Raw genomic sequence first — 26035 nt, 5'->3', positions numbered from 1 at the left:
TTCCTTCGATTTTTCCTTCAATTTTCCCTTCCTCTTTACCGATTTTGATGCCTCTTTCTTCGCCAATTTGGATGCCTTTTTCAGTAGCAAGGTCAAGTCTGTATTCAAGAATGGCTTCTTCTTTCCGTAGATCCATTATTCTTTCTTCATAAGCTACTAAATCTTTTTCATTCCAGCTAAACCTGTCTAATTCATCGTAGGCTAACTTTATTATTGGTGCTTTTTCTGCTATTTTCCTTAAGTCTTCTTCCGTAGTTTCATCTGCATATTTGAAGAAAAATAACCAACGATCCACTATGCTTTCTAGCTGTTCTTCCTTATTCTTAGGAAATTTAGGTAGTTCAATAAATACAAATTGAAAATCTTTTAAGTCATGTTCATTGGTTTTCTCATCTCTTATAGTGTGGCTGGATATATAATCAAGCTTATCAGGAAATAAATTACAATTAGAGATAGCAATAAAGAAAACCTTCTTTAAATCAATGTACTTACCAGATTTATCAGCTTGCCTTGAGTAAGCCTTAGCAGCATATAGTTGAGCTCGTTTTTCGAAGCCTTTATCGCGAGTGAGCTGCATTTCAATCACATACCTAGCCCCACTAGAGTCCCTGCAAAGAACATCAACTATACTTTGCTTATCAGAGGCAATTTCAGGATCCATTATAGTACTGAGGAATTCCACTTCTTGTATAGTATTTATCTCGGTAAACCCTAAAATATCATTCAAAAAATGTATGAGAATATTCTTATTTTTTTCAGTGCCAAAGATTCTTTTAAAGGTTAAATCCAGCTTAGGGTCGAGAAACTTAGATAAAGCCATAGCCAAAGTGCTTAAAAATATTAATAATTATACACACAATTATTCAACCATATTTTTGAAGATAGCTATAGCTATGCCGCCGCGAACCGTCATACCGCCGCGGTATCTCTAGATCCCGCTAACAAGCAGCGGGATGACGAATTACTTAACCGTCATACCACCGCGAACCGTCATACCGCGATTCATTCGCGGTATCTCTAGATCCCGCTAACAAGCAGCGGGATGACGAATTACTTAACCGTCATACCACCGCGAACCGTCATACCGCGATTCATTCGCGGTATCTCGGCATAGATTCCGCTAACTAGTAGCGGAATGACGATTGTGTATCGTGCTTTGCTAAAAAAAAAATCACAGAATGCAGTCTGGTTACATTACTCTAGCTATACGCAACAACTTTACTTTCAACAACTTTATTAGCAATAATACGACTTTCATAATCAATATTTATTATATCAGATAGTGAATTAATATCAGTATAACTACCAAAACTTTCCATTGTTGATTCCACTACCTCTACTATTTTTAAAAAGCCGATTCGTGACTTCAAAAATTCATTAACAGCTATTTCATTTGCAGCATTGAGCACAATACTGTTTGTTTGTGGAGTAGAAGAGTTTAACACTTCCATGCTAAGCTTTAGCACAGGGAAATGCTTATGGTCTGGCTCTTGAAAGGTCAATTTTCCTTGCTTTGTTAGGTCTAGTTTATAATTTAAAGCTGATCTTTCCGGCCAAGATAGAGCATATGAAATAGGAATTGCCATGTCAGTTTCTGCAAGCACAGCAAAGTTGAACCCATCCTTATAAGTTACAATTCCATGTACTATTGACTCAGGATGCACTACTGCTTCAATTTTATCCGGGCTGATGTTAAACAAGTTATGTGCTTCTATTATCTCTAGTGCCTTATTCATCATTGTTGCGCTATCAACCGAGATTTTCTTTCCCATATTCCAAGTGGGGTGACTAAGCGCCTTATCTACCATAACATTTTTTAATTGCTCAAGGCTATAATTTAAGAATGGTCCACCAGAAGCAGTAAGTATGATCTTTTCTACGCATTTGTCGTCATTTTGCAAAATTTGAAAAATTGCATTGTGCTCAGAGTCAATAGGGATTATTTGTACATTTTTTTCTTTAGCTTTTTTGAGTAATAACTTTCCACCGCAAACAATGCTTTCTTTGTTTGCCAATGCAATGACTTTGGTACCGCTTTCTATAACCTCCATAACTGGCCCAAGGCCTGCAATGCCAACTATTGCAACAACTGAGAGATCAACAGGTATAGCAGCAACATTTGTAGCACCAATTGCTATTTTTACATCTGTACCAAGTAAACTTTCTTTCAAATCTTTGTAAAGCCTTTCATCGGAGATAGCAACATATTTTGCATTTAGCAGTTTTGCTTGGTGTGCCAGTAGAGCAAAGTTCGAATGGGCACTTAGTGCTTCCACTTGGTATTCTTCTCTTCTCTTTGAGAGCAAATCTACAGTCTTTTTTCCAACACTTCCTGTTGATCCTAAAACTGAAACCTTTTTCACTAAGACAAACTCATAACAACAGCAACTTTTCTTATTAGGCCTTCTTCCAACTATTCAATAGTTTTTAAGCGTTTAACCAAGTTCATGCCCGTGGTCATCGCCAACAGATGGTGAAGGACCAGGTGAAAAAGATTGACCATGGTGATCACCTGCATCATGCATGTCTTGCAAACCATCAGCATTATGAGCTATTTCGTTATTGGCATGAGGGTAATCATCTGAGTGATGTCCATCATCACCATGAGCCATATCCATTCCTTCTGATGGCATATCTTCCCCACCTCCACCTGAAAAATATTCTGCAAGGCCTTCAAGAAATTTTATGCCAAACATATTACCTGATTTTCCAAACAGCGTTACTAGACTACTACCACTCACCAAACCTTCAAACACGTTACTATAAGCAGCAATTGCTCCTTCATGAAAGTTGAACAACCATTTCATTCCATCCACGACTGTTGAAACAGAGTCACTATGACCAAGACCAAAACCACTTTTCTCACCAGCAGCCTCTTGGTGTTGCTGCTGCGCTTGCCATTCTGCAATATTTGGACCTTGAGCTTCACTCATAAATTTTTACTCTCAACCTTAAGCTATTATTTTATCACAAATATTGCAAAATATCAATAGAGCTTTTGAATATAGCTAATACAAACAATTTCTGTCATCCTATATATAGCTAAACTGACTTACGACAATTTGAAAAACGACAAATTCGTCATTCCGCTACTAGTTAGCGGAATCTATGCCGAGATACCGCGAATGAATCGCGGTATGACGTGTTAGCTATAGGATCCAGTTTGAAAAAAATCTGAATTCCAATGTCCACTACCTTTTACAAAGTTAAAACTTAAAAATATGACTGTTAGCAATAGTGTATATATCTTTAGCTATATATAATGAATGAATTTTTTTATATATTCGTTATTAGTATTTTGTATTTCCTGAACAGTTCCATGGGAAATGATCTCCCCTTCATATAATACTGCTATTTTATCAGCTATTTTAAATGCGCTATGAATATCATGTGTAATCGTGATAATTGTAGGGTTAAGATCTCTAGATAATTTTATTATTATCTCGTTTACTATATCTGACATAATTGGGTCCAATCCTGAAGTTGGTTCATCCAAAATAATGATTTCTGGATTGTGTGCAATCGCCTTTGCAAGTGCCACTCTTTTTTTCATTCCACCTGATAGCTCTATTGGAAACATATCTGCTATGCTTTCCTCCAGTCCAACATCATTTAACTTCTCGATTGCTAGCTGTTTTGCCTCTTTTTTGCTGATATTAAAGCGCTTTTTATAATTAAAAGATATATTTTCCCACACTGTAACGTAGTCAAATAAAGCGGAATTTTGAAATAAAACCCCAAATTTATTTTTGCTTTTACTATTTATTTTAACAGACCCTGAGTCTGGAGCAAGCAAGCCGATAATTGTTTTTGTTAATACAGATTTGCCGCTTCCTGAGCCACCAAGTATGACTAATGATTCCCCTTTTAATATATCAAAATTTAGATCTTTTAGTACTGTCCTATCATCAAAAGATAAGCTTAAGTTCAATATTGATATTATGGGGTTACGCATGTATCAAAGTAATCATGTAGTTTGCTAAAATGATCAGTATGGACGATAAAACAACAGTTGATGTTGTAGCAACACCTACTCCTCGTGCACCTTCTTTGCAATGGTAACCGTAATAGCAGCTTGAGACAGAAATTATGGCGCCAAATGCAGTTGCTTTTATTAGCCCAGTTATAAAATCATACGTATTAAAGAACTGAGCTGTGTGTTTAATGTATATATTTAAATTGTGGTTAAATTCGAAGACTGCAGTGATACATCCTCCAAATATTCCTATTAAATCTGCACATACTGTAAGTATGGGAAATACTATGATTGACGCTAAAATCCTTGGTGCAATTAAATATTTGAAAGGGTTGATGTTCAAAGTTGTAAGGGCATCTATTTGCTCGGTGATGCGCATCGTACCAATTTCTGCTGCAACTGATGATCCAACCTTTCCTACCATTATTAAGCTGATCAAAACTGGTCCTAACTCTTTAATGATAGTGATCGTAACAAGTTTGGGTATTATCTGTTCTTGGTTAATTAATGGGTCACTCAAGCTACTTTGTAAAACTATCGCCGCTCCTATAAAAACTCCAGTGAGCCCAACAATTGGCAGAGAGAAAAAGCCTATCTCTATGATTTGTCTTGCTACGTTGCTAAAATAATATGGTGGCACGAAGCAGTGGTATAGAGATTGAATAAAAAATATGAATGCACTACCAAGCCTTAACAAAAAATTGATAAAGTACCTACCAATTATTCTAACACTATTTATATCAAAAAAGCTCACTTTGTATTCATTTTAGCTAGAGGTTAGTCTTACTGATTTTATTAAAATTTTTATTAACTTTATCGCAAAGTATAGCTGAGATATGTTTTAAGTTCAATATACTTGATGTTTTAATTTAAAGCTTAACCCAAGAAAGGTTTCCCTACGTCATACCGCAATTCATTCGCGGTATAGATTCCGCTAACGAGTAGCGGAATGACGGTTTTTCAAATTGTAGAGCCACTTTAGCTATAGAACTCAATTACATAAGCAAACCTTACTTATTTTACTATCCCTGTTTACTTCCTGTAAAAAACATGTTACTAATGTATTGTATTTTGTAGTAGAATGGAGGAAGTTTTGGCAGTTCCAAAAAGAAAAAAGTCAAAGTCAAGGCGTAATATGCATCGTTCTCATCATGCTATTGAGCCTAAGAATGTTGTGGTATGTTCAACAACTGGGGAATTCATGTTGCCTCATAACGTAGCAGTTGATGGCAGTTACAAAGGAAAACGGGTTTTCATCAAGCAACAGGCAGAGTGACTATTATGATATGTTACCTACGGTCAATAATAATATAGTTATTGCACTTGACGCTATGGGGGGCGATTTTGCGCCTCTTTCCGTAATTCATGGTGCTGGTTTTTTTTTAGACAACCTTGTTGACCCAGGCATTAAAGTTTTTTTTCATATTTATGGAGATAAGGAAGAAGTATCTCCTTTGCTTTCAAAATACAAAAAAGTAAGTAACAATTCTGAGTTTACTCATTGTTCTGACAATGTTCTTGCAAATGATAAGCCATCTTTTGCACTGAGGCATCGTAAAGACTCAAGTATGAAAGCTGCCATTGAGGCAGTAAAAAAAGGTAAAGCTTTCGGAGTGGTGTCTTCAGGCAACACCGGAGCATTGATGGCAATTTCCAGATTTATTTTAGGAACATTACCAAACATTTATCGTCCTGCTATTGCCTCTATCTGTCCAACTAAGACAAAAAGCTTCGCTTTGCTTGACCTTGGTGCAAATGTTGATTGTAATGCCGACTCATTATTTCAATTTGCGTTAATGGGTAGTATATTTGCAAAAATAGCATTAAAAATTGACAATCCTGAAGTTGCTTTGCTAAATATCGGTACAGAAGAAGTTAAAGGTAATGACTCAGTGCGCGGTGCTTTTGAGTTGCTTAAAAACGCTCCAGGCATTAATTTCAAAGGGTATATAGAGGCAAGTGAATTTTTAGAGGGCAATATAGATGTGATTGTTGCTGATGGTTTTGTTGGCAATGTAATGCTCAAAACGGCTGAGGCAACCGCTAATACTTTTATCAATCTAATAAAGCAGGAAGTACTGAGCTCATGGGCAACAAAGATGCTTGTTGGTATGTTGTTAAAATCCAAACTAAATAAAGCTTTAACACGTTTTAATCCCAAAATTAGAAGTGGAGCTATGTTTTTAGGGCTGAATGGTATCATCATTAAAAGTCATGGAAATTCTGACGCTATTTCTTTTGCCCATGCCATAAAATTTGCAGTAAATGCAATTAGTGAAAATTTAAATCAAAAGATAATTAACGGGGTAAGTCATATTGAATAAAAGTTTCATATTAAGCACTGGATCTTACCTACCAAGAAAAATGTTGAGTAACAACGAAATTGCATCGATAGTTGAGACGAGCGATGAATGGATAAGGCAGAGAACAGGAATAGTTCAAAGGCATATAGCAGATGAAGGAGAACTAACGTCAGATCTAGCTGTAAATGCAGCAAAAAGTGCTATAGAAAAAGCTAAAATTTCAGTAGATGAAATTGACTTGATTATAGTTGCTACAACAACTCCTGATAAAACTTTTCCTAGCTGTGCAACGATTGTACAAAGTAAGTTAAAATGTAAAAACGCATTTGCTTTTGATGTACAAGCAGCATGCTCTGGTTTTATATATGCAGTTACAATCGCAGACTCGCTTATCAAATCTAACAATAGCATTAAATATGCATTGGTTATAGGTGCTGAAATAATGTCTAGGATTGTTGATTGGGAAGATAGATCAACTTGTATACTCTTTGGTGATGGTGCTGGTGCAGTGGTGATGAAATCAGAAATGGGTAGAAGCGGCATCATATCAACAAACTTACACTCTGATGGCAATTTGGACATACTATGTACGAACGGAGGGATATCCTCAACTGGTGATTCTGGAAAAATATGCATGAATGGAAGAGAAGTGTTTAAACATGCAGTGGATAAGTTAACAGCCTCAGTAGAGGAAACTCTGAAATGCAATAATTTGAAAATCACTGATATTGACTGGTTAATTCCCCATCAAGCAAACATTCGTATTATTGAAGCAGTAGTAAAGAAATTAGATTTTCCTATAGAGAAAGTGATTAATACCGTTGATAAGCATGCAAACACCTCAGCGGCATCAATTCCACTGGCCTTAGACTATGCAATACAAGAATCAAAAATAAAATCAGGAAATCTGGTACTGCTGATTTCAATAGGTGCAGGCCTGACCTGGGGTTCCGTGTTGCTGCACTATTAGACTTCCTGCATTACCTCCTGTCATCCAAGTACCCTCTTTGTCATTCCAGTGCCTCTTTCTCCTGTCATCCCAGTGCCCTGACTACTTGGATCCAGAAAAAAGAATGGTGTCATGAAAGTAGCTGATACTGGTTTTCATCCAAGAGGGTGTCATCTCAGTGCCCTGACTACTTGGATCCAGGAAAGTTTGCTTGTAAGCAAGCAAACTAGCACAGAAAGTGGTTACAACATTTTCGATGAGATTATATGGAAAACTAGATCCCAGTGTCAAGCACTGGGATGACAAAAAAAGGAGCACTGGGATGACAGCAGTCCTACGTCATACCGCGATTCATTCGCGGTATCTCTAGATCCCGCTAACAAGCAGCGGGATGACGGTTGTCGTTTAGCCATAAATATTTAAGAAATTTACCAAATAAAAAAAAAGGCAAAAGAAGCCCCGTGGTGGTTGGCTATTTACTATGTACTAAAATATCGGCGTTTTTTTATTCTAAAACGCTTGATTAAGAGCGATTTAGCTGCTTTTAACTTGCAACTAACCTACACCGCAAGTGTTTAAGAAATTTACTAAGCAGGAAAAAAGGCAAAGAAACCCCGTAGTAGCTAGCATTCAAATTCTCCCTTGTCAATTTGACGTTTTTTGCTGTCTTAAACGCTTTGTAAGCGCGTTTCGGCTTATATAGGTAAAAACCTAAAAATTTTTAAAGACATGCGATGCACGTAGTGCGAAAAATTAAACATGAGACGCCAAATACCCTAAGTTTTTTGTCATTAACCTGCACAGATTGCGAAGATAAATAAATAGCTTCAGTTTCATAATAAGGGGGCTGGCGAAGGGTGTCAAGTAAGTTTTTCTTTTCCGTGAATTCCCTTTGAAGTCGAGTATTGAAAATTGACTGGAGAGTTGTGGATTACTTTGTATATGTCATAACAAGCCATGGCACTCTCGGCAAAACCACTTAATATTAACTTTAGTTTGCCTGAATAAGTAGCTATATCTCCGATTGCATATATTCTATCTCTACTGGTTTTTAAGGTAGTCGGATTAACAGCTATGCGGCCATGTTCTAACTGTATACCCCAATTGTTTATTGGACCAAGATTCATTGACAGTCCAAAAAATGGCAGCAAAAAATCAGCGGATATTTCTTTTTCTTCCTTAGAGGCAATGTTTTTTACTATCACTGCGCTCAACTGCCCATTACCTCCTGCTAGTTCGTGTAATTGATATGGCACTACCAGTTCTATCTTTCCATCATTTTCAAGTGATTCTAATTTATTTCTAGTTTCAGGAGTGCAGCGAAATTCCTTTCTCCTATGTATCACATAAATTTTCTTTGCAACTTTAGAAAGTTCTACAGTCCAATCAGCCGCAGAATCACCCCCCCCTGCAATGACTATAGTTTTGTCCTGAAAATCAGAAATTTTATTTACACTATAAAATACAGATTTATTTTCATATTCTAATATACCACTTAAGGGTGGACGGTTAGGTTCAAACATTCCGTTACCTGCAGCAATGATAACGGCTTTGCATTTTACCTCTGTACCTATGTTCGTTATGATAGTAAAGTTTTCACCTTCGTTATTTGAAATCTTTTCTACTTTTTGACTTAAATGGTAAATAGGCTTAAATGGCGAAGCTTGCTCCATTAGCTGCTCAATTAATTTTTGGGCAGTAATTACAGGATAACCAGGTATATCATATATTGGCTTTTCTGGGTAAAGAGCTGTGCATTGTCCTCCTGCTTGATCCAAAACATCTATTATATGACATTTCATATCAAGCATTCCCGCTTGAAAAGCAGTGAATATTCCAACAGGTCCTGCACCTATTATTACTATATCGGTTTTCATATTCAGATGGTGATCTATTTATAGATATTAGCTTTCTTCGCTAACAAGGTCAATTTACAAAGGGATGTATTTTAAAAGATGTAGCTAATTAGATAAGATTTCCAGCGTTATGAACCACATAGTCCAAATAAGCTCTAAAAATCAGCTAGCATAGCGAGATGCTGTGCGGACGGAATGGGATTCGAACCCATGGTACGCTCATCACGTACGTCAGTTTTCAAGACTGGTGCCTTAAACCGCTCGGCCATCCGTCCATTTCTTTTCTATCACAACATTTGATTTTAAGCAATCTATAAAAGCTTTACTTGCCCACGCAAAAGTTGCTAAACACACTACTCAATATTTCCTCAACATCAATAATTCCAATCACCGCACCAAGTTCAAATGCAGCAAGCCTCAAATCTTCAGATATCAACTCAATTGGATTATCGATATTAAAACGTTGTAAATGTTCCAGTGCTTTCTTCATGTGATTCCTATGTCTTTGCCGAGTAATCACAGGAGTGTCTCTATCATGCCCAAATTTTTCCTCTGCCTTCTCTTTTATGAGAGAGATCAATTTGTTTGTACCTATTCCCTTTAAAATAGAAATAGGTAGAAAATCTATGCCATTAATTTTTATATTGTGATTATTGATAACATCGTCAGCTTTGCTCAATACATAAATAGTATCGCTATTTACAACGTTGCAATTGATATTATGACGCTGTTCAAAAGGAAACAGTTCTATTCTTAAATCAGCTTCAAAAGACCTCTTTTTCGCTCGACTTATACCTTCTGATTCTATTGGATCTGAACTCTCACGAATTCCAGCAGTATCAGAGAGAATGATTGGGTATCCGCCAATGTCAATATGAGCTTCAAGTATATCTCTTGTTGTGCCTGCATATTCAGAAACAATAGCAATATCACGCTTGGCTAAGAAATTAAACAGAGTTGATTTACCGACATTTGGTTTACCAGTTATTACAACATGCAAACCCTCACGCAACCTTTCACCCCGTCTATTATCATTTAAATGCTCTTGTATCAACCGCACGAGAGATTGCACTTCATTATTAATTTTTTCCAATTCATTTTTTTCTGTCCAAACATCCTCTGGAAAGTCTATATATGCTTCGATTTTGGATTGTATCGTTATTAATCTTTGCCTCCAATTGCTGTATAGTCTCTCCAATTCTCCTGATATCTGCTTAATCGCTTGTTTAGCTTGCATTTTCGTCTCAGCATCAATTAAGTCTGCAATCCCTTCTATTTGCGTTAAGTCAAATTTACCATTTAGAAAAGCCCTAAGTGAGAATTCTCCAGGCTTGGCCATAACGAAAACTTTTGATAATTCCTCCAAGATGATTTTTATAACTGCCTTGCTTCCATGCACTTGTAACTCTATAACGTCCTCGCCAGTGAAACTGTTTGGAGCAGGGAAATAGATGATTATTCCATTATCTATCAATTGACTGGAATCATCATATAGATCAACTAAAGTAGCAAATCTTGGTTTAATTTCTTTCTTAATATGAAAATGATTTAAAGCTTTAAGCGCATAGTTGCCTGAAATTCTAATTACTGCAACTCCTGACTTACCAAATACGGTCGATAAAGCGAAAATAGTTTCATTTGTGTTTGTCATTATTTATATAAACTACTTAGCAATGTTATACTTAAGGAACCAAAATACCTAATTTGAAAATATTCAAAATTTTTATCTATCTTGCTAGTTTATATTAATGCAGTACTATCATACTAGTGAATGTATTATATAGAAAAGCTGTAAAAGTCACCCAGGTGAAAATATTTATTTTGAAAACTGATAATATGATTTATAATGACTGACACAAGTTTTAAATATTTTATGCTCAAGAAATTAGCTTGGTATTGGTCTTTTGCAGAGTTAATCAAAGGGTTTGCTATTACATTGAAATATATGTTCAAACCAAAGGTTACGTTAAGATATCCTATGGAGAAGGGCCCTTTAAGTCCAAGGTTTCGTGGTGAGCATGCGTTGCGTAGGTATCCAAACGGTGAAGAACGGTGCATAGCTTGTAAATTATGCGAAGTTATCTGCCCTGCTCAAGCAATAGTTATTGAAGCAGAGGAAAGAGAAGACGGTAGTCGTCGCACCACACGCTATGATATTGACATGACAAAATGCATATACTGCGGACTTTGCCAAGAGGCATGTCCAGTTGATGCAATTGTGGAGGGTCCTAACTTTGAATTTGCTACTGAAACGAGAGAGGAGCTAATGTACAATAAAGAAAAGTTATTGCGTAATGGTGAAATTTGGGAAGACGCAATTGCACTCAGGTTAAAGAAGAATAGACCTTATTATTAATGTTCAGAGCTTATAACCCTGTTATCCATTATGATTTAAGGGCAGTGCCCACTAGGGGTGGTGTCATCCAAGTAGCTGATACACAACTGTACGAACATTTGTTTGCGAGGGCAGTATGTTAAATGTTATAGCCTGTTTTGCCTCAAACACAAAGGTGTCATCCCAGTGCTTGACACTGGGGTCCAGGTATAAAAATATTTGCAAATTGTGCAATGGACAACAGATTTTAGGAGCATACGTTAAACTAATTTCCATTATAAAAATAAGATGGATCCCAGTGGGCTTTGTTGCATCGCTCTTCGGATAGTAGGTAACGCACAATAAATTTATGAAGCTATCTCAAATTTAGCCATACCAATATCAGTGAACTTATTGAGCAAATAGCATTTAACAAGTAGTTCCTTCTCACGATTAATCTCAGATTTGCTCCTAAAACTAAACCCAAATATTCGCTTCAACCTTGAGAAAAATCCTTCAATATACGATCTTTTTCCGTAATTTACTTCTTCTTTCCATCTTTTTATACCATTCTCACCATGTAATTTCATTAACTGAATAGCGGCATTTCTATCAAGCATATAATCCAATTTTGGATGCTCTGCTGCGTTGTTTTTCGGAGGAATTTTCGTTTTTATACCATATTGATTACACAGCTTATAGAGCTTTTCTCTATCATATGCCCTATCTGCATATAGTACTTTTATGACATACTGAAAATCGACTTCTTTTAGCAAATCACAAGCTCCATAGTGATCAGAGTAGACACCATTACTGTATTTTACAGCTATGGCTTTTTTGCTGTTTGTATTCAACATTACATGCAATTTTCTTGTCTGTTCATAGCTGCGATACTTTCTATCTTCGCTATTTTCCTTGCTATGACCAGGAGTGTTGTTGTATATACTAATTCCTGTACTGTCTATAGCAATTTCGATATCTTCCATATTATTTTTATCAATTCTGCAATCATTGATCTTAATATTAAGTTTCTTAAACCTTCTTGATGATTGTGAATAGCTGATAACTTGCAAATTTTTCCCAATTTGCTCAAGGTATCCTGCTATAAACCCAACTGTTTGCCTCAGGCCTATTCTAAATAAACAAGTTATTATGTGCACCAAAATTACAACTTTATCGCTATAAATATTGTTGCCACCTGGTATTTTTGGACCATTCTCGTACCACTTTTCTATGGCTTCGTTGATATAATGAAAAATATTTCCTCTTTTTTCTAGAAATTTGTTATATTCGCTATGGTTACTGACCCTCATTTTTTGTGGCATATTTTTTCTTTCAAGGTTAAATGGCTATTTTATAATGAATTTTGTCAGTAGCCACCAGATTTTTTCAGTTGCTATGCAACAAAGCCATCCCAGTGTCACGCACTGGGATGACAAAGAGAGGGTTAGACAAAAGGGTCGATAAATGATTAGGATTACTTTTTCAGCCGAACAAAAAGTAAAAGAATACAGTGGTAAAGTTACTGGCTTTGATATATTACAACCGGATGTTTTGAAAGAAGCAATTGCCTTTAAGGTAAATGGTGAGTTGCATGATCTCTCACGTGAAATTGAAGCTGATGCAGAGATAGAGGTGATACAACTGAGTGACGAAGTGGGTTTAGATATAATAAGGCATGATGCTGCTCATATAATGGCGCAGGCAGTGAAAGAGCTATTTCCTAATACTCAGATTACTATCGGCCCAACAATTCAGGACGGTTTTTACTATGATTTTGCTACAGATCGTACCTTCACTACGGACGATCTTACCGCAATAGAAAAGAAAATGAAAGAGATTGTAAAAAGTAACCACAGATTTGTTCGAGAAGTTTGGACTCGCAAGCAGGCAATTGATTTCTTTAGTGATATAGGCGAAAAATATAAGGTTGATATTATCTCATCCATACCAGAGGGTAAAAACCTAACTGTTTATAGACAAGGCGATTTTGTAGACCTATGCCGTGGTCCGCACTCACCATCAACCGGCAGAGTTAAAGCGTTTAAACTTATGAAAGTAGCGGGTGCATACTGGCGACGTGATGCAAAGGGCCCAATGTTGCAGCGAATATATGGCACAGCATGGAGAAATAAGGATGAATTAAACGCTTATCTTGAGTGTCTCAAAGAAGCAGAGAAACGTGATCACCGCAAAATTGCCAAGGATATGGATTTATTTCACATCCAAGAGGAAGCTGTCGGGCAGGTTTTTTGGCATGAACAAGGATATATTCTATATAATGTTCTTGAGTCTTACATCAGAAAGAAGCTAATAAATAATGGCTATTTTGAGGTAAAAACTCCTATTTTAGTAAGTAAAGAGCTGTGGGAAAGATCTGGACATTGGGATAAGTTTCGTGAAAATATGTTTATTGTTGACGAATCTGAGAATAAAAAGTTAGCAATAAAACCCATGAATTGTCCTTGTCATGTGCAGATTTTTAATTCTCACACCAGGAGCTACCGTGATTTACCAATACGTATGGCAGAGTTTGGCACATGCCATAGAAATGAAAGCTCAGGCTCATTGCACGGACTGATGCGAGTGCGTGGTTTTACGCAAGACGATGCACACATTTTTTGTATGGAAGAACAAGTGAATTCTGAGACTATAAAGTTTTGTGACCTTTTAAAAGAAGTATATTCAGAGCTTGGATTTAATGAAATTTCTGTGAAATTTTCAGACCGTCCAGATATTAGAGCAGGTAATGATGAAGTATGGGATAGAGCTGAAAAAGCGCTGCTTGAAGCCGTTAAAGAAGCGGGCTTAAGTTATGAACTGAGCCCTGGTGAAGGTGCATTTTATGGTCCAAAGCTAGAGTTTGTTTTAAAAGATGCAATAGGCAGAAGCTGGCAATGTGGAACATTACAAGTTGATTTCATTTTACCAGAACGTCTGGGAGCTTTTTATATAGGGGCAGATGGGCACAAGCATCACCCTGTCATGTTACATAGGGCAATTCTTGGAACTTTTGAGCGTTTTATTGGAATTTTAATAGAAAATTATGCAGGAAAATTTCCAGTTTGGCTTGCTCCAACGCAACTTGCTATTCTGACCATTACAAATGAAGCTGACGGTTACGCCACAGAAATTAGCAATATTTTAAAAGAACAAGGTGTGAGAGTCAAGACTGATTTGACCAATGAAAAAATTAGTTATAAGATACGTTTGCATAGTCTAAACAAGGTTCCTATATTGTGGATTGTAGGCAAAAATGAAGTTACAAGTAAAACTGTGTCAGTGAGAAATTTAGGATCGGAAAGACAGGAGTCTTTTTCTTTGGAGAAGGCTATTGAATTGTTGTTAAAAAGTATTAATTTGAATTAAGGGAGTTAAAGTTTGCAAGTTAAAAAGAACAATAAAAACAGAATTAATGGATTCATCACAGCTAAGGAGGTACGCTTAGTTGATCACAGTGGTGAAATGATCGGAATCGTGCTAATAGAACGAGCTTTGGAGCTTGCACAGGGTGTTGGTTTAGACTTGGTAGAAATTGCACCTGATTCAACCCCTCCAGTATGTAAAATACTGGATTATAGCAAACAAAAGTATGATATAAAAAAGAAAGCAAGTGAAGCAAAAAAGAAACAAAAAACATTAACTATAAAAGAAATTAAACTGGGTCCCAATATTGGTGATCACGATTACGGAACAAAATTGCGTCAAGCAAGAGACTTACTTGCCCACGGACATAAAATTAAAGTCACAATGAGATTTAGAGGGAGAGAGCTTATAAACACTGAAGTTGGACTGGAAAAATTAGAACGGCTAATTCGAGACACTGAAGATATCGCAAAGGTAGAATTGGCACCTAAAAGAGAAGGGAATCAATATTTTTTAGCTCTGGTTGCTAAGTAGCAAGACGGCTTAAGAAGTATAAGTAGAGTTAAACTATCGCTCTCTCTTTGATAACATGGCGAAAATGTCTTATTAATCCTTGAATCGGCCAAGCTGCAGCATCGCCAAGTGCGCAAATTGTATGTCCTTCTATTTGAGTTGTAAGGTCAAGCAGCTTATCTATTTCATCAGGCTTGATATCTCCTGCTACCATCCTCCTCATAATCCTCCACATCCATCCAGTACCTTCACGGCATGGTGTGCATTGTCCACAGGACTCATGCATATAAAAGTGTGATAACCTCTCTATTGCAGCTATTATATCAGTTGATTTATTCATCACTATTACAGCAGCAGTACCAAGCCCTGATTGTGCAGTTCTTAATGAATCAAAATCCATTTCAATAGTATCGCATATAGATTTTGGAATTAATGGCACTGAAGACCCACCAGGTATTACAGCAAGTAAATTATCCCAACCCCCTCGCACTCCACCTGCGTATTTTTCAATTAATTCACGTAATGGAATTCCGAGCTCTTCTTCAACATTACACGGGTTGTTTACGTGCCCTGAAATACAAAAGACCTTGGTACCAGTATTATTTGGTTTACCAAGAGATGCAAACCATTCTCCTCCGCGGTTCAGAATATCTGGAACCATGGCTATAGTTTCAACGTTGTTTATTGTAGTCGGGCAGCCAAAAAGTCCAACACCTGCGGGAAATGGAGGTTTCATGCGAGGAAAGCCCTTTTTTCCTTCAATTGATTCAAGTTGAGCTGTTTCTTCTCCACATATGTAAGCTCCTGCGCCCCTATGGATAAACACATCAAGATCATAGCCTGATTTGCAGGCATTTTTTCCAATTAAACCTTCTTTATAGGCTTCCTCAAGTGCTTTTTTTAGAACTAAATATTCATTATAAAATTCACCCCTGATATAAATATACGCAACTGATGCGCTGATCGCTCTGCTGGCCAGGAGAATTCCTTCAAGTAACTTATGTGGCTCGTATCGCAATATATCTCTATCTTTACATGTACCAGGTTCTGACTCATCTGCATTGACTACTAAATATGCTTTTGGGAGATTTTTGGGCATAAAGCTCCACTTAAGGCCGGTGGAAAATCCTGCACCTCCTCGACCTCTCAAACCAGATTTCTTTACTTCATCAATGATTTTTTCTGATCCTAAATCCAGTAATTCCTTTGTTTTTTGCCAGCTACCACGTTTTTTTGCACCCTCAAGTAGTGGAGTTTCTTTACCATTTAGGTTGGTGAATATTTTGTCTTGTTCTTTTAGCATGTTTTTCAAAATTTGTGAGTGATCCCGACGCGATTCGAACGCGTGACCCACTGATTAAAAGTCAGTTGCTCTACCGGCTGAGCTACGGGATCATTTCATTTTTCAGCTATACTAAACATCAATACAGTTTTTATCCGTTTTAATCAAACTAAAATTTTCATGTGTGGTTAAATAAATTATATAATATACTGCGTTAGTGATAATTTAGTTAAAAAATTTTTAAAGGAAAACTTCTTGTTATAGCTCTTTCCATAAAAGTCTGGATGTGATAGGATAAGGGTAGATGATGATAAGGAGGTTGAATGCCAGCAGCATATAGTTATGATTTAAGAAAAAAAGCAATGGAAGCGCTAGACGAAGGAGAAAGCAGAGAAACAGTGGCAGCAAGATTTAAGATTGGACGAACTACTTTATGGGAGTGGCAGCAAAGAAGAAAAGAAACAGGAGACTTTCAATCAAAAAAACTTGGAAATGGGGGTTACAATCACAAAATTACCGACTGGGGTACCTTTGCCAAATTTGCCAGAGAACACGGAGGAAAGACTCTATCGGAAATGGCTAAACTTTGGAACAACGTTAGTATCCAAACGATCTATCGAGCCCTTAAAAAAATTGGATTTACGCGCAAAAAAAGACATATGGATACAAGGAAAGAAACGAAGAAAAACGTGCTGAATTTTTGAAAATTATAGCGACAAAAGAACCTAAAAACTTAGTGTATATAGATGAGTCTGGCATTGATAACACCGAAGACTACCCCTACGGATATTGCCAGAAAGGACAGCGGTTTTATGCCTTAAAATCTGGAAAGAAAACTCAACGAATCAGTATGGTTGCAGCCTTAAGTGGAAGAAAGATAGTTGTTCCGTTAACCTTTGAAGGCCACTGTAATATGGATGTTTTTAATGGATGGTTTGAGCAATTTTTGACACCGATCTTGGAACCTGGACAGACTGTCATTCTTGACAATGCTACTTTTCATAAGTCTGATAAGATTATCGAGCTTGCTAAAGGGGTTGGTGCAGAAATTTTGTATCTGCCGCCTTATTCTCCAGATTTCAACAAAATTGAGCATCATTGGTTTGCTATAAAAAACAGAGCCAGGAAAAACATTCCTCTATTCGAATCCTTTCGTCGTGCTGTTGATTCTGCCTTCCTATGACCTGTTCGGACTATTATGAGAAATGCTATAATTTTCAGTTCACAGATTTATTTGGATGGTGTGACGTATAACGCTAAGGAGACAAAAAAATAGAGAAGTGTGTACACCCTGCAGAATTTGTACACTATTTAGCAATAGCCTAATAGATAAATATTTCTTGCATTTCAGCCTGAGTGATTTATGCTTTAAGCAAGAATTACCTGGGGGTATAGCTCAGCTGGTAGAGCATCTGTTTTGCACGCAGAAGGTCAGCGGTTCGATCCCGCTTGCCTCCACCAGTCTATACAGCTCTAGCCGCCACAAAACCTGTCAAAGCAGCTTATTTTAATCTATGAGGATTTTATACTATTTCCCTGAAAATCTCTATTTCTTTTCGTAACTTTTCTCTACACAAGTAATGTTGGTTATTACAATTGTAATATATACTAACTTAACAATAAATTAATCAATAAATGTTAGAACCTGTTTAAAATCTCGGAGAGATGAGGTAAAATAGTGGTAGATTAAGAATGAGGTATATCTATGCGTAAAAATTATCCAAGTGATATGAGTCGAGAGCAATTTGAAAAAATCAGACCAATACTAGAGAGTAGCAGGAAGAAAACGAGACCAAGAAAACTTGATTTGTATGATGTATTTCGTACAGTGTTATACGTCCTAAAAAGTGGTTGCCAGTGGAGAATGTTGCCAAAAGATTTTCCAAGGTGGGAAAGCGTATATTACTATTTTCAAATGTGGAATAAAAAGAATGGAGAAGAACCAAGTTTGTTGGAATTAGTTTTAAAAAAAATTGGTTGGAGAGATCCGTATCAACAATGGTCGGAAAGAGAAAACTAGCTTCTGTATAATTGATGCTCAAAGTGTTAAAAACACAGATACTGCTGAAAAAAAGGGCTATGATGCAGGTAAAAAGATTTCAGGCATAAAGCGTCATATTGCAGTTGATACTCAAGGTCTACCACATGCAATTTATGTAACAACAGCAGAAGTAACTGATCGTAGTAGCGCTGTAAGAATGGTTGAAAATGCTAAAGATACCCTTTCTGAAGTCAAAAATATATTGGTTGATGCAGGCTACACAGGAAAAATTTTTGCAACCCAAATAAAAGATATTATTGGTGCAACTGTTGAGGTAATAAAGCGCAGTGAATTACATTCTTTTGTTGTATTGCCAAAGAGATGGGTTGTTGAGCGTTCTTTTGCTTGGTTAGAAAAGTGTAGACGGCTATGGAAAAATTGCGAACGTAAACTCAATACCAGCTTGCAAATGATTGTCCTTTCCTTCATTTCTCTCCTATTACGAAGATTTTAAACAGGTTCTGACAGGAATGCTGCTATTAGGTTAATAAAATTATACGGTGAAGATGGCATGAAAGAATGGAAAAAAGAAGTAAATTATGGGAAAAGATCTTATATTGAAGGGTTTTTCTCAAGATTAAAGCAAATATTCGGATTTAGTTTTAGGAATAAATCTGAGATAAATCGAGAAAAAGAACTGCTAATCAAATGCTATTTGCTTAATAAATTCACTGATATTGGTATGGCTAAATTTGAGATAGTTACATGAATTTACCATAAATCACCATCTCATAAAGTGTGATGCAACAAAGCCATCCCAGTGTCAAGCACTGGGATGACAAGAAAGGGAGCACTGGAATTTTTATTTCAGTATTGTACATTAGCCATGCATCTGAACAGATACGAGCTTTCTGCTTTTTTTGGGTAAGGTCAGTCAAAAAGGTTTTACAACAACCATAATAACTATAACTATTATCAATACTGTAACTGCTTCATTTAAAACGCGAAAATAAATATGTGACTTCTTATTCGAACCCATTGCAAAATTTTTCCTATATTTTGCAAGTAGCATATGAATAATTAACATCAAAAGTATTGCAAATGCTTTTACATGAAACCATCCTTCACGATATGCTTCCCTAATAACCATTAGTGTAATTCCAAGACCAAGTGAGAAAAGCATTGCAGGGTTTATGATATATCTAAGTAGCCTCTTTTCCATTGTTTGAAGCAAGCTATCATTTTCCGATCCCGGTTTTACAGTTGCATGGTAGACATAAAGCCTGGGTAAATAAAGCATACCTGCCATCCACATGATAACAGAGATAACGTGAAAAGCCTCAAGCCAGTGGTAATAGTTCATTAGCAAAAATTTAAAATTCCTGGTATTGTGTTAGTTTAATGAAAAAGAAATCGATATGAAAGCAGAAAATTTCACTAAAGAACAGATAATTGGATTCTACAGGAAAATGCTACTCATACGCAGATTTGAGGAAAAAGCAGGACAATTATATGGGATGGGATTAATAGGCGGGTTCTGTCACCTATCAATAGGACAAGAAGCAGTTGCAGTTGGAACTCAAGCTGCATCAAAATTAGGTGACGCTTTTATCACAAGTTATAGAGACCATGGCTTAATGCTCGCATGTGATTCTGATCCAAATGTTGTAATGGCAGAGCTTACCGGCAAAGAAACAGGATGCTCGAAAGGTAAAGGTGGTTCGATGCACGTATTTGACGTTGAAAAAAAATTCTTCGGCGGGCATGGAATAGTGGGAGCACAAGTTCCAATTGGCACAGGAATAGCATTTGCTAATAAATATAAGAAAAAAGATAATGTGGTATTTACATATTTTGGCGACGGTGCTGCAAATCAAGGACAAGTATATGAATCGTTTAATATGGCATCTTTGTGGGAGTTGCCTGTGGTTTACATCATAGAAAATAATGAATACGCAATGGGAACCTCCGTGCAAAGGTCAACTTTAGTAACAGAGTTATATAAAAGAGGAGAAAGTTTTGGTATTCCTGGAAAACAAGTTGATGGAATGGATTTTTTCTCTGTTTATGAGGCTACAAGCGAAGCAGCGGAACACACACGCAGCGGAAAAGGGCCTATCCTGCTTGAAATGAAGACATATCGATATCGCGGTCACTCAATGTCAGATCCTGCTACTTATCGCTTAAAAGAAGAAGTTGAAGATATGAAGCAAAATCATGACCCTATAAGCACTTTAAAGAAATACATGACAGATAATAAAATGGCTTCAGAAGAAGAGTGCAAAGTAATTGATAAGGAAATACGTGATTTAGTAAAAAAGTCGGAAGATTTTGCCAAAAATAGTAAAGAACCAAGCGTTGATGAGCTGTATACTGATGTTTATAAATTTGTTAGCTAATTTTTTTATCCAGAACTGTACAAACATTGTATAGTAAACGATGTCATCCAAATAGCTCCTTCTCCCGTCATCCAAGTGCCCTCCTTTTTTTGTCATCCCAGTGCTCTGACTACTTGGATCCAGCTGAGTTGGTGAGTATAAAAGTATAGCTAACGCAAGCTCTACGTCATGCCGCCGCGAACCGTCATACCGCGATTCATTCGCGGTATCTCTAGATCCCGCTAACAAGCAGCGGGATGACGGTTGTCAGGCTAGCTGTCATCTCAGTAGTCTCCTTCTCCTGTCATCCGAGTAGCTGACACTGGTTCCTTTATGACGGCAGTAGCCCCTTCGGTGTCATTCCAGTGCTTGACACTGGAATGACACCAATAATTGACATTTCACTAGATATTCATTATAAATAATGGAATGCTACAAAGTATAAAAACCATATTAATAGAAGACGATAACGTTAGGCTGGATAGGTACATCAGAAGAATCTTTCCTGATCTAAAGCAATCTGTAATTGAAAAATCTTTAAGGAAAGGATTAATCAAAGTTGATGATTGCAAAGCAAAGTCCAGTGATAGAGTAAATTCTGGGCAAACTATAACGCTGAAGCACTTGAATTATATTGAAAACGCTAATTCTGATCGCAAATATAATGAAAAGTTAGTGAATCTACTAAGAGAGAACATATTATATGAAGACGAATATATACTAGCTATAAACAAACCCGCAGGGGTCATCGTTCAAGGTGGCGTAAAAGTAAAGATTAGCATGAGTGATTTGCTTGACCAAATAAGAGAGGGAGAAACATTTAAAATTGTCCATAGGCTAGATAGAGATACGAGTGGAGTGATAATATTCGCACGCAACGCTAATGTTGCCAGATACCTTATGGAAGAATTTAAAGGACGAAGAGTAAAAAAAACTTATTTAGCATTAACTTCTGGCATACCGAGCAAGGATAGTGGAACAATAGACTATCCATTGGTGAAAAAATATGTTTCAGGTCAAGAAAAAGTGGTCGTTGATGAAAATTCACCTCAGAATGCCACTACGCATTTTTCAATTATAGCAAAATCCAAACACAATGTTGCTTATTTAAAATTACAACCAATTACCGGCAGAACCCATCAGTTACGTGCACATTTAGCTCATATAAATTGCCCTATTCTTGGTGACGGTAAATATGGTGGTAAAAAAGCTTTTATTGATGGGATAGCAAATAAAATTCACCTTCATTCGCATTCTTTATCTTTAAAACTGCCAAACAATAAAGAAATCACTATCACCGCTCCTATCACTAAACACATCGAAAAATCCATTGAAGCGCTATTTTTCGACTGAAACGATTTCACCAATCAACTTTTCTGTCTTTGGCTTTAATTTGAAGCACAGATATTAGGCTAATTAATGCGCAGGCAGTAAGATAAATGCCTGCTGCAAGTTTTGTTTCGGTTTTTTCTATAAGCCACATGCATATGTATGGAGAAAGGCCACCAAAAATTCCTGCAGATATATTATTTGCTAAGCTTACGCCAGTGCATCTTACTTTTGTTGGAAACAGTTCACAAATAACAGAACCATATATTCCAAAAGATGCACCTACTGGTATAGTAATCAATAAGTAAGTTATTATTACGACATAGTGGTTAACGGAAGATAATAATGGTAATACACATGTACCAATCAGAGATAGCATAATCAGTACAGGAATCATTACGCGTTTTCTTCCAACTTTATCAGATAAAATTGCAAAAAGTACCGCAGATGCTGCAAATACAACCTGTATTACTATCCTCATTAAATCTTTAACACTAATAGATAAAATAACTAGCTCTTTTATTGATATATTATAAAACATTATTGCTGCGTAGACAATTGCATTCTGAGCAATTCCCAGATTGATTGAAATAATAAGCGGTCTTTTATAGTTTCTTACTAGTTCTAACAATGGTGAATGTGCTAAATTATTAGCGTACTTATTAGTTTTATATGCTAAGCTTTCTTTTAATATGTACCTAGTTAAAAAACCTATTGTCCCCAAAAAAAAGCAAAAATAAAAAAGCAACTTCCATCCCCATATTTCATAGTTCTCACCTGTAACTCTTTTGCAGATAAATATCATTGTTATGCATAAGAGCGTTCCAAGGGCTCCGCTAAAGGGCTTCATACTTCCTAAGAAACCTAGATTTTTTTTATCTTTTGAATGCTCTATCGTAAATGCTGTATTAATGCTTGTTTCACCTCCTGCAGTTATTCCTTGCACTATTCTACAAAACACAAGCAATACAGGTGAAAGCAACCCTATTTCTTTATACCCAGGTATAATTCCCATAATTGTGGATGATATTGAAATTAATATTACTGAAGTAAGTAAAGTCTTTCTTCTGCCATACTTATCTCCCATATAACCAAAAATTACTGCACCAATTGGTCTAAACGCAAAACCAATTGCAAAAACACCAAGGAATTTGAGTGTACTCAAATAATGATCTTCTGATGGGAAAAAAACGTTGATGATTGTATCTGTTAATACTCCAAAAAGAGTGAGTTCATACCACACAATCATGTTACAGATCATGCCCGATAGTATTGCTTTTTGGATATTATTCATGGTCTTTCAATTTAACATAACCTAATATATCATTAACCGGTGCTCCTTGCTATAAAATTTTTCATTCAATAACCTTCAAGGATAATTCACGTAAATGCTTATCCTCCACCTTGGAAGGAGCACCCATTAGAACATCTTCACCTTGCTGGTTCATAGGAAAACAGATTACTTCACGAATATTTGGCTCATCAGCAAGCAGCATAACTATTCTATCAACTCCTGGTGCTATTCCACCATGAGGAGGAACACCAAATCTGAATGCACGTACAAGTGCACCGAATCTTGTATCAACTTCTCCCCGGCTATAACCTGCAATGGCAAAAGCTTTATACATGATATCCAGTTTGTTATTACGAATCGCCCCACTTGACAGTTCTATTCCATTGCAAACAAGATCATATTGGTAAGCAAGGATATCCAGTGGATTTTTGTCCTCTAAATCTTTCAGACCACCGTGTGGCATGGAGAATGGGTTATGAAAGAAATCGATTTTTTTACTTTTATCGTCATATACAAAATATGGAAAATCAATGATCCAACAAAACTTGAAGATATTATCATCTATAAGACTGAGTTCTGACCCTAAAAGAGTGCGTACTTTTCCTGCAATGTTTGCCGCCTCATTCTCTTTGTCAGAAGCAAAAAATACACTATCTCCTGGCTCTATGTTTGTTGCTTCTCTTATGTGGTTTAGCCTATTTTCATCAAGAAATTTAGCAATTGGGCCTTTCGCAGTTCCATCTTTATCAAACGTTATATATCCGAGACCCTTAGCACCGAATTCTTTTTGCGCATGTTCTATCTTTTTATCAAAGAAGCTGCGTGGTTCCTCTGCTGTTTTAGGTGCAGGGATGGCTCTCACTACCATACCACGCTCAATATTGCTTTTGAAAATATTGAACCCTGAATCACGAAAAATTTCTGTAACATCGCTGATTAATAGTGGATTGCGCAGATCTGGCTTATCAGAACCATATTTAAGCATTGCTTCTTTATATGTAATACGTGGAAAATCTTTATCAACAGACTTACGAGAAAATTTAGCAAACACTCTATATAAGGTAGACTCAATAATCTGAAAGATGTCTTCTTGAGTTACAAAAGACATTTCAAGATCTAGCTGATAAAACTCTCCCGGAGAACGGTCAGCCCTTGCGTCTTCATCACGAAAACACGGTGCAATTTGGAAATATTTATCAAACCCTGAAACCATGAGCAACTGTTTGAAAATCTGCGGAGCTTGTGGCAATGCATAGAACTTGCCAGGATTTAGCCTGCTTGGCACTAGGTAGTCGCGTGCTCCTTCAGGAGAGGAAGCAGTGAGTATTGGAGTTTGAATCTCTAAAAATCCTCGCTCTATCATGAGCTTGCGGAGCTCTGCAATAATTTGTGAGCGCAAAATAATATTGTTGCGGACTTTTTCACGTCTTAAGTCAAGAAATCGATATTTAAATCTCATGTTTTCTGGGTATTCTTGCTCGCCGGTAATGCTTGCCAATATACTTCTTTCTTCTTTTGCTATTTCTTCATCAAAGTGGAACTCAACTTCTGATTCAACGTGCAAATTGCTCACTACAACCTCAATTTCTCCGGTTGCGATAGAGGTGTTTATCGTATCTTCAGTTCTAGCTTCAACTATTCCTGTAACAGTAATTACACTCTCCAATTTTAAATTTGATATCTCATCAAAAAAGTCTTTGTCATTATTAAATACTAGTTGAGTGATTCCATAGAAGTCTCTTAGATCAACAAAGATTAGGTTGCCGTGATCACGCTTACGGTATAACCATCCAGAAAGGGTAACTTCCTTTTCTACATCATTCTTCCTTAATTCATTGCACGTGTGAGTCTTGTAGCAGTTCATATTTGTTTCACTTCTAAATTCTTTAAAAAGTATAGAAATAAACCTTACCACATACAAGCCCATTCGTCAGATATTTGTCCAGTTTACGAAATAGAGCAGTATTACTTTTATACTGTCTTTACCCGCAAAAAAATTGCACAATTTCTATAATTATGGTATAATATAAGTGGCGCTTTGTAATAAGCTGAGTACAGAAAATGTCTTTCGGACAAATCATTATATATAGTATAGCATTACTTGCTATAGTCAAAGTATTTCTCTTTTTGAGAAAAATATACAAAAATCGCATTAGAAAAATCATATTTCCTAGAAAAGTTTTTAAAGAAGAGTGGGAAGAAGACAGAAAATTCAATGAATTATATCAAAAAAATAAGCAAAAAGAGTTGCTGAAACAACAAGAAACGCTACGCGAGAAACAAAAAGATGTGCAAGTTTATAAAGAAGATCCAGAAATAGTTGACATAGCAAAACCGGTAGGTAAATGGACAAAGATGGTTATGATGGGTAATGGTTTAATGCAGCGTTTTGCACAATTGATACATAGAGAAGGCGGACAGAAAGGATTTTGGGAGCTGTTTGTAAAAGCTCAGGCTTCAACTCAAGGTAAACATAAGGGAAAGGGCAGATAAT

The 26035-nt window shown here is 36.5% G+C and carries 25 protein-coding genes, 3 tRNA genes and 1 pseudogene; 15 read left to right on the top strand and 14 right to left on the bottom strand.

Annotated features, from left to right (window positions below; all coding sequences use genetic code 11):
- Positions 1–4: 4 nt before the first annotated feature.
- From AAGD72_RS04730 to AAGD72_RS04710, 5 genes and pseudogenes are all read right to left on the bottom strand, one after another.
- Positions 5–820: pseudogene (locus tag AAGD72_RS04730) on the bottom strand (Rpn family recombination-promoting nuclease/putative transposase); the annotation flags it as partial.
- 379 nt (positions 821–1199) lie between these two features.
- Positions 1200–2363 carry a 1-deoxy-D-xylulose-5-phosphate reductoisomerase gene (dxr, locus tag AAGD72_RS04725; protein ID WP_341814674.1) on the bottom strand — a complete coding sequence of 388 codons (1164 nt, stop codon included), beginning with the start codon at positions 2361–2363 and terminating at the stop codon, positions 1200–1202.
- A 72-nt stretch (positions 2364–2435) separates the two neighbouring features.
- Positions 2436–2933, bottom strand: a complete 498-nt coding sequence (locus tag AAGD72_RS04720; RefSeq protein WP_007548965.1) for a hypothetical protein — start codon at positions 2931–2933, stop codon at positions 2436–2438.
- A 320-nt stretch (positions 2934–3253) separates the two neighbouring features.
- Positions 3254–3955, bottom strand: a complete 702-nt coding sequence (locus tag AAGD72_RS04715) for an ABC transporter ATP-binding protein (protein WP_341814673.1) — start codon at positions 3953–3955, stop codon at positions 3254–3256.
- Complete coding sequence (locus AAGD72_RS04710) at positions 3948–4730, bottom strand: ABC transporter permease (protein WP_341814672.1); 783 nt, start codon at positions 4728–4730, stop codon at positions 3948–3950. The genes AAGD72_RS04715 and AAGD72_RS04710 overlap by 8 nt, the downstream gene beginning before the upstream one ends.
- A 339-nt stretch (positions 4731–5069) precedes the next feature.
- On the opposite strand from AAGD72_RS04710, the gene rpmF reads away from it, so the two are divergent.
- The 4 genes from rpmF (at position 5070) to AAGD72_RS04690 (ending at position 7531) form a co-directional block, all read left to right on the top strand.
- A complete protein-coding gene (gene rpmF, locus AAGD72_RS04705) occupies positions 5070–5252 on the top strand; it encodes a 50S ribosomal protein L32 (RefSeq protein WP_010962967.1) in 183 nt (60 codons plus the stop codon).
- A 10-nt stretch (positions 5253–5262) separates the two neighbouring features.
- The gene (gene plsX, locus AAGD72_RS04700) at positions 5263–6300 is read left to right on the top strand and encodes a phosphate acyltransferase PlsX (RefSeq protein ID WP_341815133.1); all 1038 of its coding nucleotides are present in this window, start codon (positions 5263–5265) and stop codon (positions 6298–6300) included.
- Positions 6293–7249: a beta-ketoacyl-ACP synthase III gene (locus AAGD72_RS04695; RefSeq protein ID WP_341814671.1), complete on the top strand. Its 957-nt coding sequence runs from the start codon at positions 6293–6295 to the stop codon at positions 7247–7249. The genes plsX and AAGD72_RS04695 overlap by 8 nt, the downstream gene beginning before the upstream one ends.
- 111 nt (positions 7250–7360) lie before the next feature.
- The gene (locus AAGD72_RS04690; RefSeq protein WP_010082311.1) at positions 7361–7531 is read left to right on the top strand and encodes a hypothetical protein; all 171 of its coding nucleotides are present in this window, start codon (positions 7361–7363) and stop codon (positions 7529–7531) included.
- A 557-nt stretch (positions 7532–8088) separates the two neighbouring features.
- Here the strand turns inward: AAGD72_RS04690 and AAGD72_RS04685 are convergent.
- From AAGD72_RS04685 to mnmE, 3 genes are all read right to left on the bottom strand, one after another.
- On the bottom strand, positions 8089–9105 hold the full coding sequence (locus tag AAGD72_RS04685) for an NAD(P)/FAD-dependent oxidoreductase (RefSeq protein ID WP_341814670.1): 1017 nt from the start codon (positions 9103–9105) through the stop codon (positions 8089–8091).
- A gap of 166 nt (positions 9106–9271) precedes the next feature.
- Positions 9272–9359 (bottom strand) — tRNA-Ser (locus tag AAGD72_RS04680).
- Between the two features lie 47 nt (positions 9360–9406).
- Entirely contained in the window at positions 9407–10735 is a 1329-nt protein-coding gene (gene mnmE / locus AAGD72_RS04675; protein WP_341814669.1) for a tRNA uridine-5-carboxymethylaminomethyl(34) synthesis GTPase MnmE, read from the bottom strand.
- Positions 10736–10957: 222 nt separating this feature from the next.
- On the opposite strand from mnmE, the gene nuoI reads away from it, so the two are divergent.
- Entirely contained in the window at positions 10958–11440 is a 483-nt protein-coding gene (gene nuoI, locus AAGD72_RS04670) for an NADH-quinone oxidoreductase subunit NuoI (RefSeq protein WP_041573606.1), read from the top strand.
- A gap of 115 nt (positions 11441–11555) precedes the next feature.
- Positions 11556–11747, top strand: coding sequence for a hypothetical protein (locus AAGD72_RS04665; protein WP_341814668.1), 192 nt, complete (start codon positions 11556–11558; stop codon positions 11745–11747).
- Positions 11748–11766: 19 nt separating this feature from the next.
- Here the strand turns inward: AAGD72_RS04665 and AAGD72_RS04660 are convergent, their stop codons facing one another.
- Positions 11767–12723, bottom strand: a complete 957-nt coding sequence (locus tag AAGD72_RS04660; protein WP_341814569.1) for an IS5 family transposase — start codon at positions 12721–12723, stop codon at positions 11767–11769.
- 142 nt (positions 12724–12865) lie between these two features.
- Here AAGD72_RS04660 and thrS point away from each other — a divergent pair, with 142 nt between their 5' ends.
- A complete protein-coding gene (thrS, locus tag AAGD72_RS04655) occupies positions 12866–14767 on the top strand; it encodes a threonine--tRNA ligase (protein ID WP_341814667.1) in 1902 nt (633 codons plus the stop codon).
- Positions 14768–14779: 12 nt separating this feature from the next.
- Complete coding sequence (gene infC, locus AAGD72_RS04650; RefSeq protein WP_151807803.1) at positions 14780–15298, top strand: translation initiation factor IF-3; 519 nt, start codon at positions 14780–14782, stop codon at positions 15296–15298.
- A gap of 28 nt (positions 15299–15326) precedes the next feature.
- Here infC and nuoF read toward each other — a convergent pair whose 3' ends face one another.
- Complete coding sequence (nuoF, locus tag AAGD72_RS04645) at positions 15327–16580, bottom strand: NADH-quinone oxidoreductase subunit NuoF (RefSeq protein ID WP_341814666.1); 1254 nt, start codon at positions 16578–16580, stop codon at positions 15327–15329.
- A gap of 19 nt (positions 16581–16599) precedes the next feature.
- A tRNA-Lys gene (locus tag AAGD72_RS04640) sits at positions 16600–16672 on the bottom strand.
- 210 nt (positions 16673–16882) lie between these two features.
- Here AAGD72_RS04640 and AAGD72_RS04635 point away from each other — a divergent pair.
- From AAGD72_RS04635 to AAGD72_RS04620, 4 genes are all read left to right on the top strand, one after another.
- A protein-coding gene (locus AAGD72_RS04635) for an IS630 family transposase (protein WP_341814665.1) occupies positions 16883–17742 on the top strand; the annotation gives its coding sequence in 2 pieces (ribosomal slippage) (positions 16883–17207 and positions 17207–17742; 861 coding nt in all).
- 202 nt (positions 17743–17944) lie between these two features.
- Positions 17945–18020: transfer RNA gene (locus tag AAGD72_RS04630), tRNA-Ala, on the top strand.
- A gap of 244 nt (positions 18021–18264) precedes the next feature.
- Positions 18265–19054, top strand: a protein-coding gene (locus AAGD72_RS04625) for an IS5 family transposase (protein ID WP_341814566.1) whose coding sequence is annotated in 2 segments (ribosomal slippage) — positions 18265–18525 and positions 18527–19054 — 789 coding nt in all. Because the reading frame shifts where the segments join, the coding sequence is not laid out codon by codon here.
- A 57-nt stretch (positions 19055–19111) separates the two neighbouring features.
- Positions 19112–19309, top strand: a complete 198-nt coding sequence (locus tag AAGD72_RS04620; protein ID WP_264732094.1) for a hypothetical protein — start codon at positions 19112–19114, stop codon at positions 19307–19309.
- A gap of 165 nt (positions 19310–19474) precedes the next feature.
- Here AAGD72_RS04620 and hemJ read toward each other — a convergent pair whose 3' ends face one another.
- Positions 19475–19903, bottom strand: a complete 429-nt coding sequence (gene hemJ, locus AAGD72_RS04615) for a protoporphyrinogen oxidase HemJ (RefSeq protein ID WP_010082641.1) — start codon at positions 19901–19903, stop codon at positions 19475–19477.
- 55 nt (positions 19904–19958) lie between these two features.
- Between hemJ and pdhA the strand changes: the two genes are divergently transcribed.
- Complete coding sequence (gene pdhA / locus AAGD72_RS04610; protein ID WP_006279887.1) at positions 19959–20939, top strand: pyruvate dehydrogenase (acetyl-transferring) E1 component subunit alpha; 981 nt, start codon at positions 19959–19961, stop codon at positions 20937–20939.
- 408 nt (positions 20940–21347) lie between these two features.
- A complete protein-coding gene (locus AAGD72_RS04605; RefSeq protein ID WP_006279888.1) occupies positions 21348–22271 on the top strand; it encodes an RluA family pseudouridine synthase in 924 nt (307 codons plus the stop codon).
- 7 nt (positions 22272–22278) lie between these two features.
- Here the strand turns inward: AAGD72_RS04605 and AAGD72_RS04600 are convergent, their stop codons facing one another.
- Together AAGD72_RS04600 and aspS are read right to left on the bottom strand one after the other, a co-directional pair.
- Positions 22279–23541 (bottom strand): MFS transporter, encoded by a 1263-nt coding sequence (locus tag AAGD72_RS04600; RefSeq protein WP_006280528.1) that lies wholly within the window; start codon positions 23539–23541, stop codon positions 22279–22281.
- 61 nt (positions 23542–23602) lie between these two features.
- A complete protein-coding gene (aspS, locus tag AAGD72_RS04595; RefSeq protein ID WP_341815132.1) occupies positions 23603–25405 on the bottom strand; it encodes an aspartate--tRNA ligase in 1803 nt (600 codons plus the stop codon).
- Between the two features lie 197 nt (positions 25406–25602).
- Between aspS and AAGD72_RS04590 the strand changes: the two genes are divergently transcribed.
- A complete protein-coding gene (locus AAGD72_RS04590; protein ID WP_341814664.1) occupies positions 25603–26034 on the top strand; it encodes a hypothetical protein in 432 nt (143 codons plus the stop codon).
- The last annotated feature ends 1 nt before the right edge of the window (position 26035 follow it).

Origin of the sequence: Wolbachia endosymbiont (group A) of Chalcis sispes, assembly GCF_964026765.1 — a bacterium.
Classification (GTDB): domain Bacteria; phylum Pseudomonadota; class Alphaproteobacteria; order Rickettsiales; family Anaplasmataceae; genus Wolbachia; species Wolbachia pipientis.
This window is presented reverse-complemented; position numbering and strand designations above follow the sequence as displayed.

What these genes read in the sequence shown, in the direction of transcription:
- AAGD72_RS04720 (WP_007548965.1), bottom strand. Translation starts at nt 2,933, where the DNA reads ATGAGTGAAGCTCAAGGTCCAAATATTGCAGAATGGCAAGCGCAGCAG.
- AAGD72_RS04715 (WP_341814673.1), bottom strand. Translation starts at nt 3,955, where the DNA reads ATGCGTAACCCCATAATATCAATATTGAACTTAAGCTTATCTTTTGAT.
- plsX (WP_341815133.1), top strand. Translation starts at nt 5,263, where the DNA reads ATGTTACCTACGGTCAATAATAATATAGTTATTGCACTTGACGCTATG.
- AAGD72_RS04690 (WP_010082311.1), top strand. Translation starts at nt 7,361, where the DNA reads ATGAAAGTAGCTGATACTGGTTTTCATCCAAGAGGGTGTCATCTCAGT.
- AAGD72_RS04685 (WP_341814670.1), bottom strand. Translation starts at nt 9,105, where the DNA reads ATGAAAACCGATATAGTAATAATAGGTGCAGGACCTGTTGGAATATTC.
- mnmE (WP_341814669.1), bottom strand. Translation starts at nt 10,735, where the DNA reads ATGACAAACACAAATGAAACTATTTTCGCTTTATCGACCGTATTTGGT.
- nuoI (WP_041573606.1), top strand. Translation starts at nt 10,958, where the DNA reads ATGCTCAAGAAATTAGCTTGGTATTGGTCTTTTGCAGAGTTAATCAAA.
- AAGD72_RS04665 (WP_341814668.1), top strand. Translation starts at nt 11,556, where the DNA reads ATGTTAAATGTTATAGCCTGTTTTGCCTCAAACACAAAGGTGTCATCC.
- AAGD72_RS04660 (WP_341814569.1), bottom strand. Translation starts at nt 12,723, where the DNA reads ATGCCACAAAAAATGAGGGTCAGTAACCATAGCGAATATAACAAATTT.
- thrS (WP_341814667.1), top strand. Translation starts at nt 12,866, where the DNA reads ATGATTAGGATTACTTTTTCAGCCGAACAAAAAGTAAAAGAATACAGT.
- nuoF (WP_341814666.1), bottom strand. Translation starts at nt 16,580, where the DNA reads ATGCTAAAAGAACAAGACAAAATATTCACCAACCTAAATGGTAAAGAA.
- AAGD72_RS04620 (WP_264732094.1), top strand. Translation starts at nt 19,112, where the DNA reads ATGAAAGAATGGAAAAAAGAAGTAAATTATGGGAAAAGATCTTATATT.
- hemJ (WP_010082641.1), bottom strand. Translation starts at nt 19,903, where the DNA reads ATGAACTATTACCACTGGCTTGAGGCTTTTCACGTTATCTCTGTTATC.
- pdhA (WP_006279887.1), top strand. Translation starts at nt 19,959, where the DNA reads ATGAAAGCAGAAAATTTCACTAAAGAACAGATAATTGGATTCTACAGG.
- AAGD72_RS04605 (WP_006279888.1), top strand. Translation starts at nt 21,348, where the DNA reads ATGCTACAAAGTATAAAAACCATATTAATAGAAGACGATAACGTTAGG.
- AAGD72_RS04600 (WP_006280528.1), bottom strand. Translation starts at nt 23,541, where the DNA reads ATGAATAATATCCAAAAAGCAATACTATCGGGCATGATCTGTAACATG.
- aspS (WP_341815132.1), bottom strand. Translation starts at nt 25,405, where the DNA reads ATGAACTGCTACAAGACTCACACGTGCAATGAATTAAGGAAGAATGAT.
- AAGD72_RS04590 (WP_341814664.1), top strand. Translation starts at nt 25,603, where the DNA reads ATGTCTTTCGGACAAATCATTATATATAGTATAGCATTACTTGCTATA.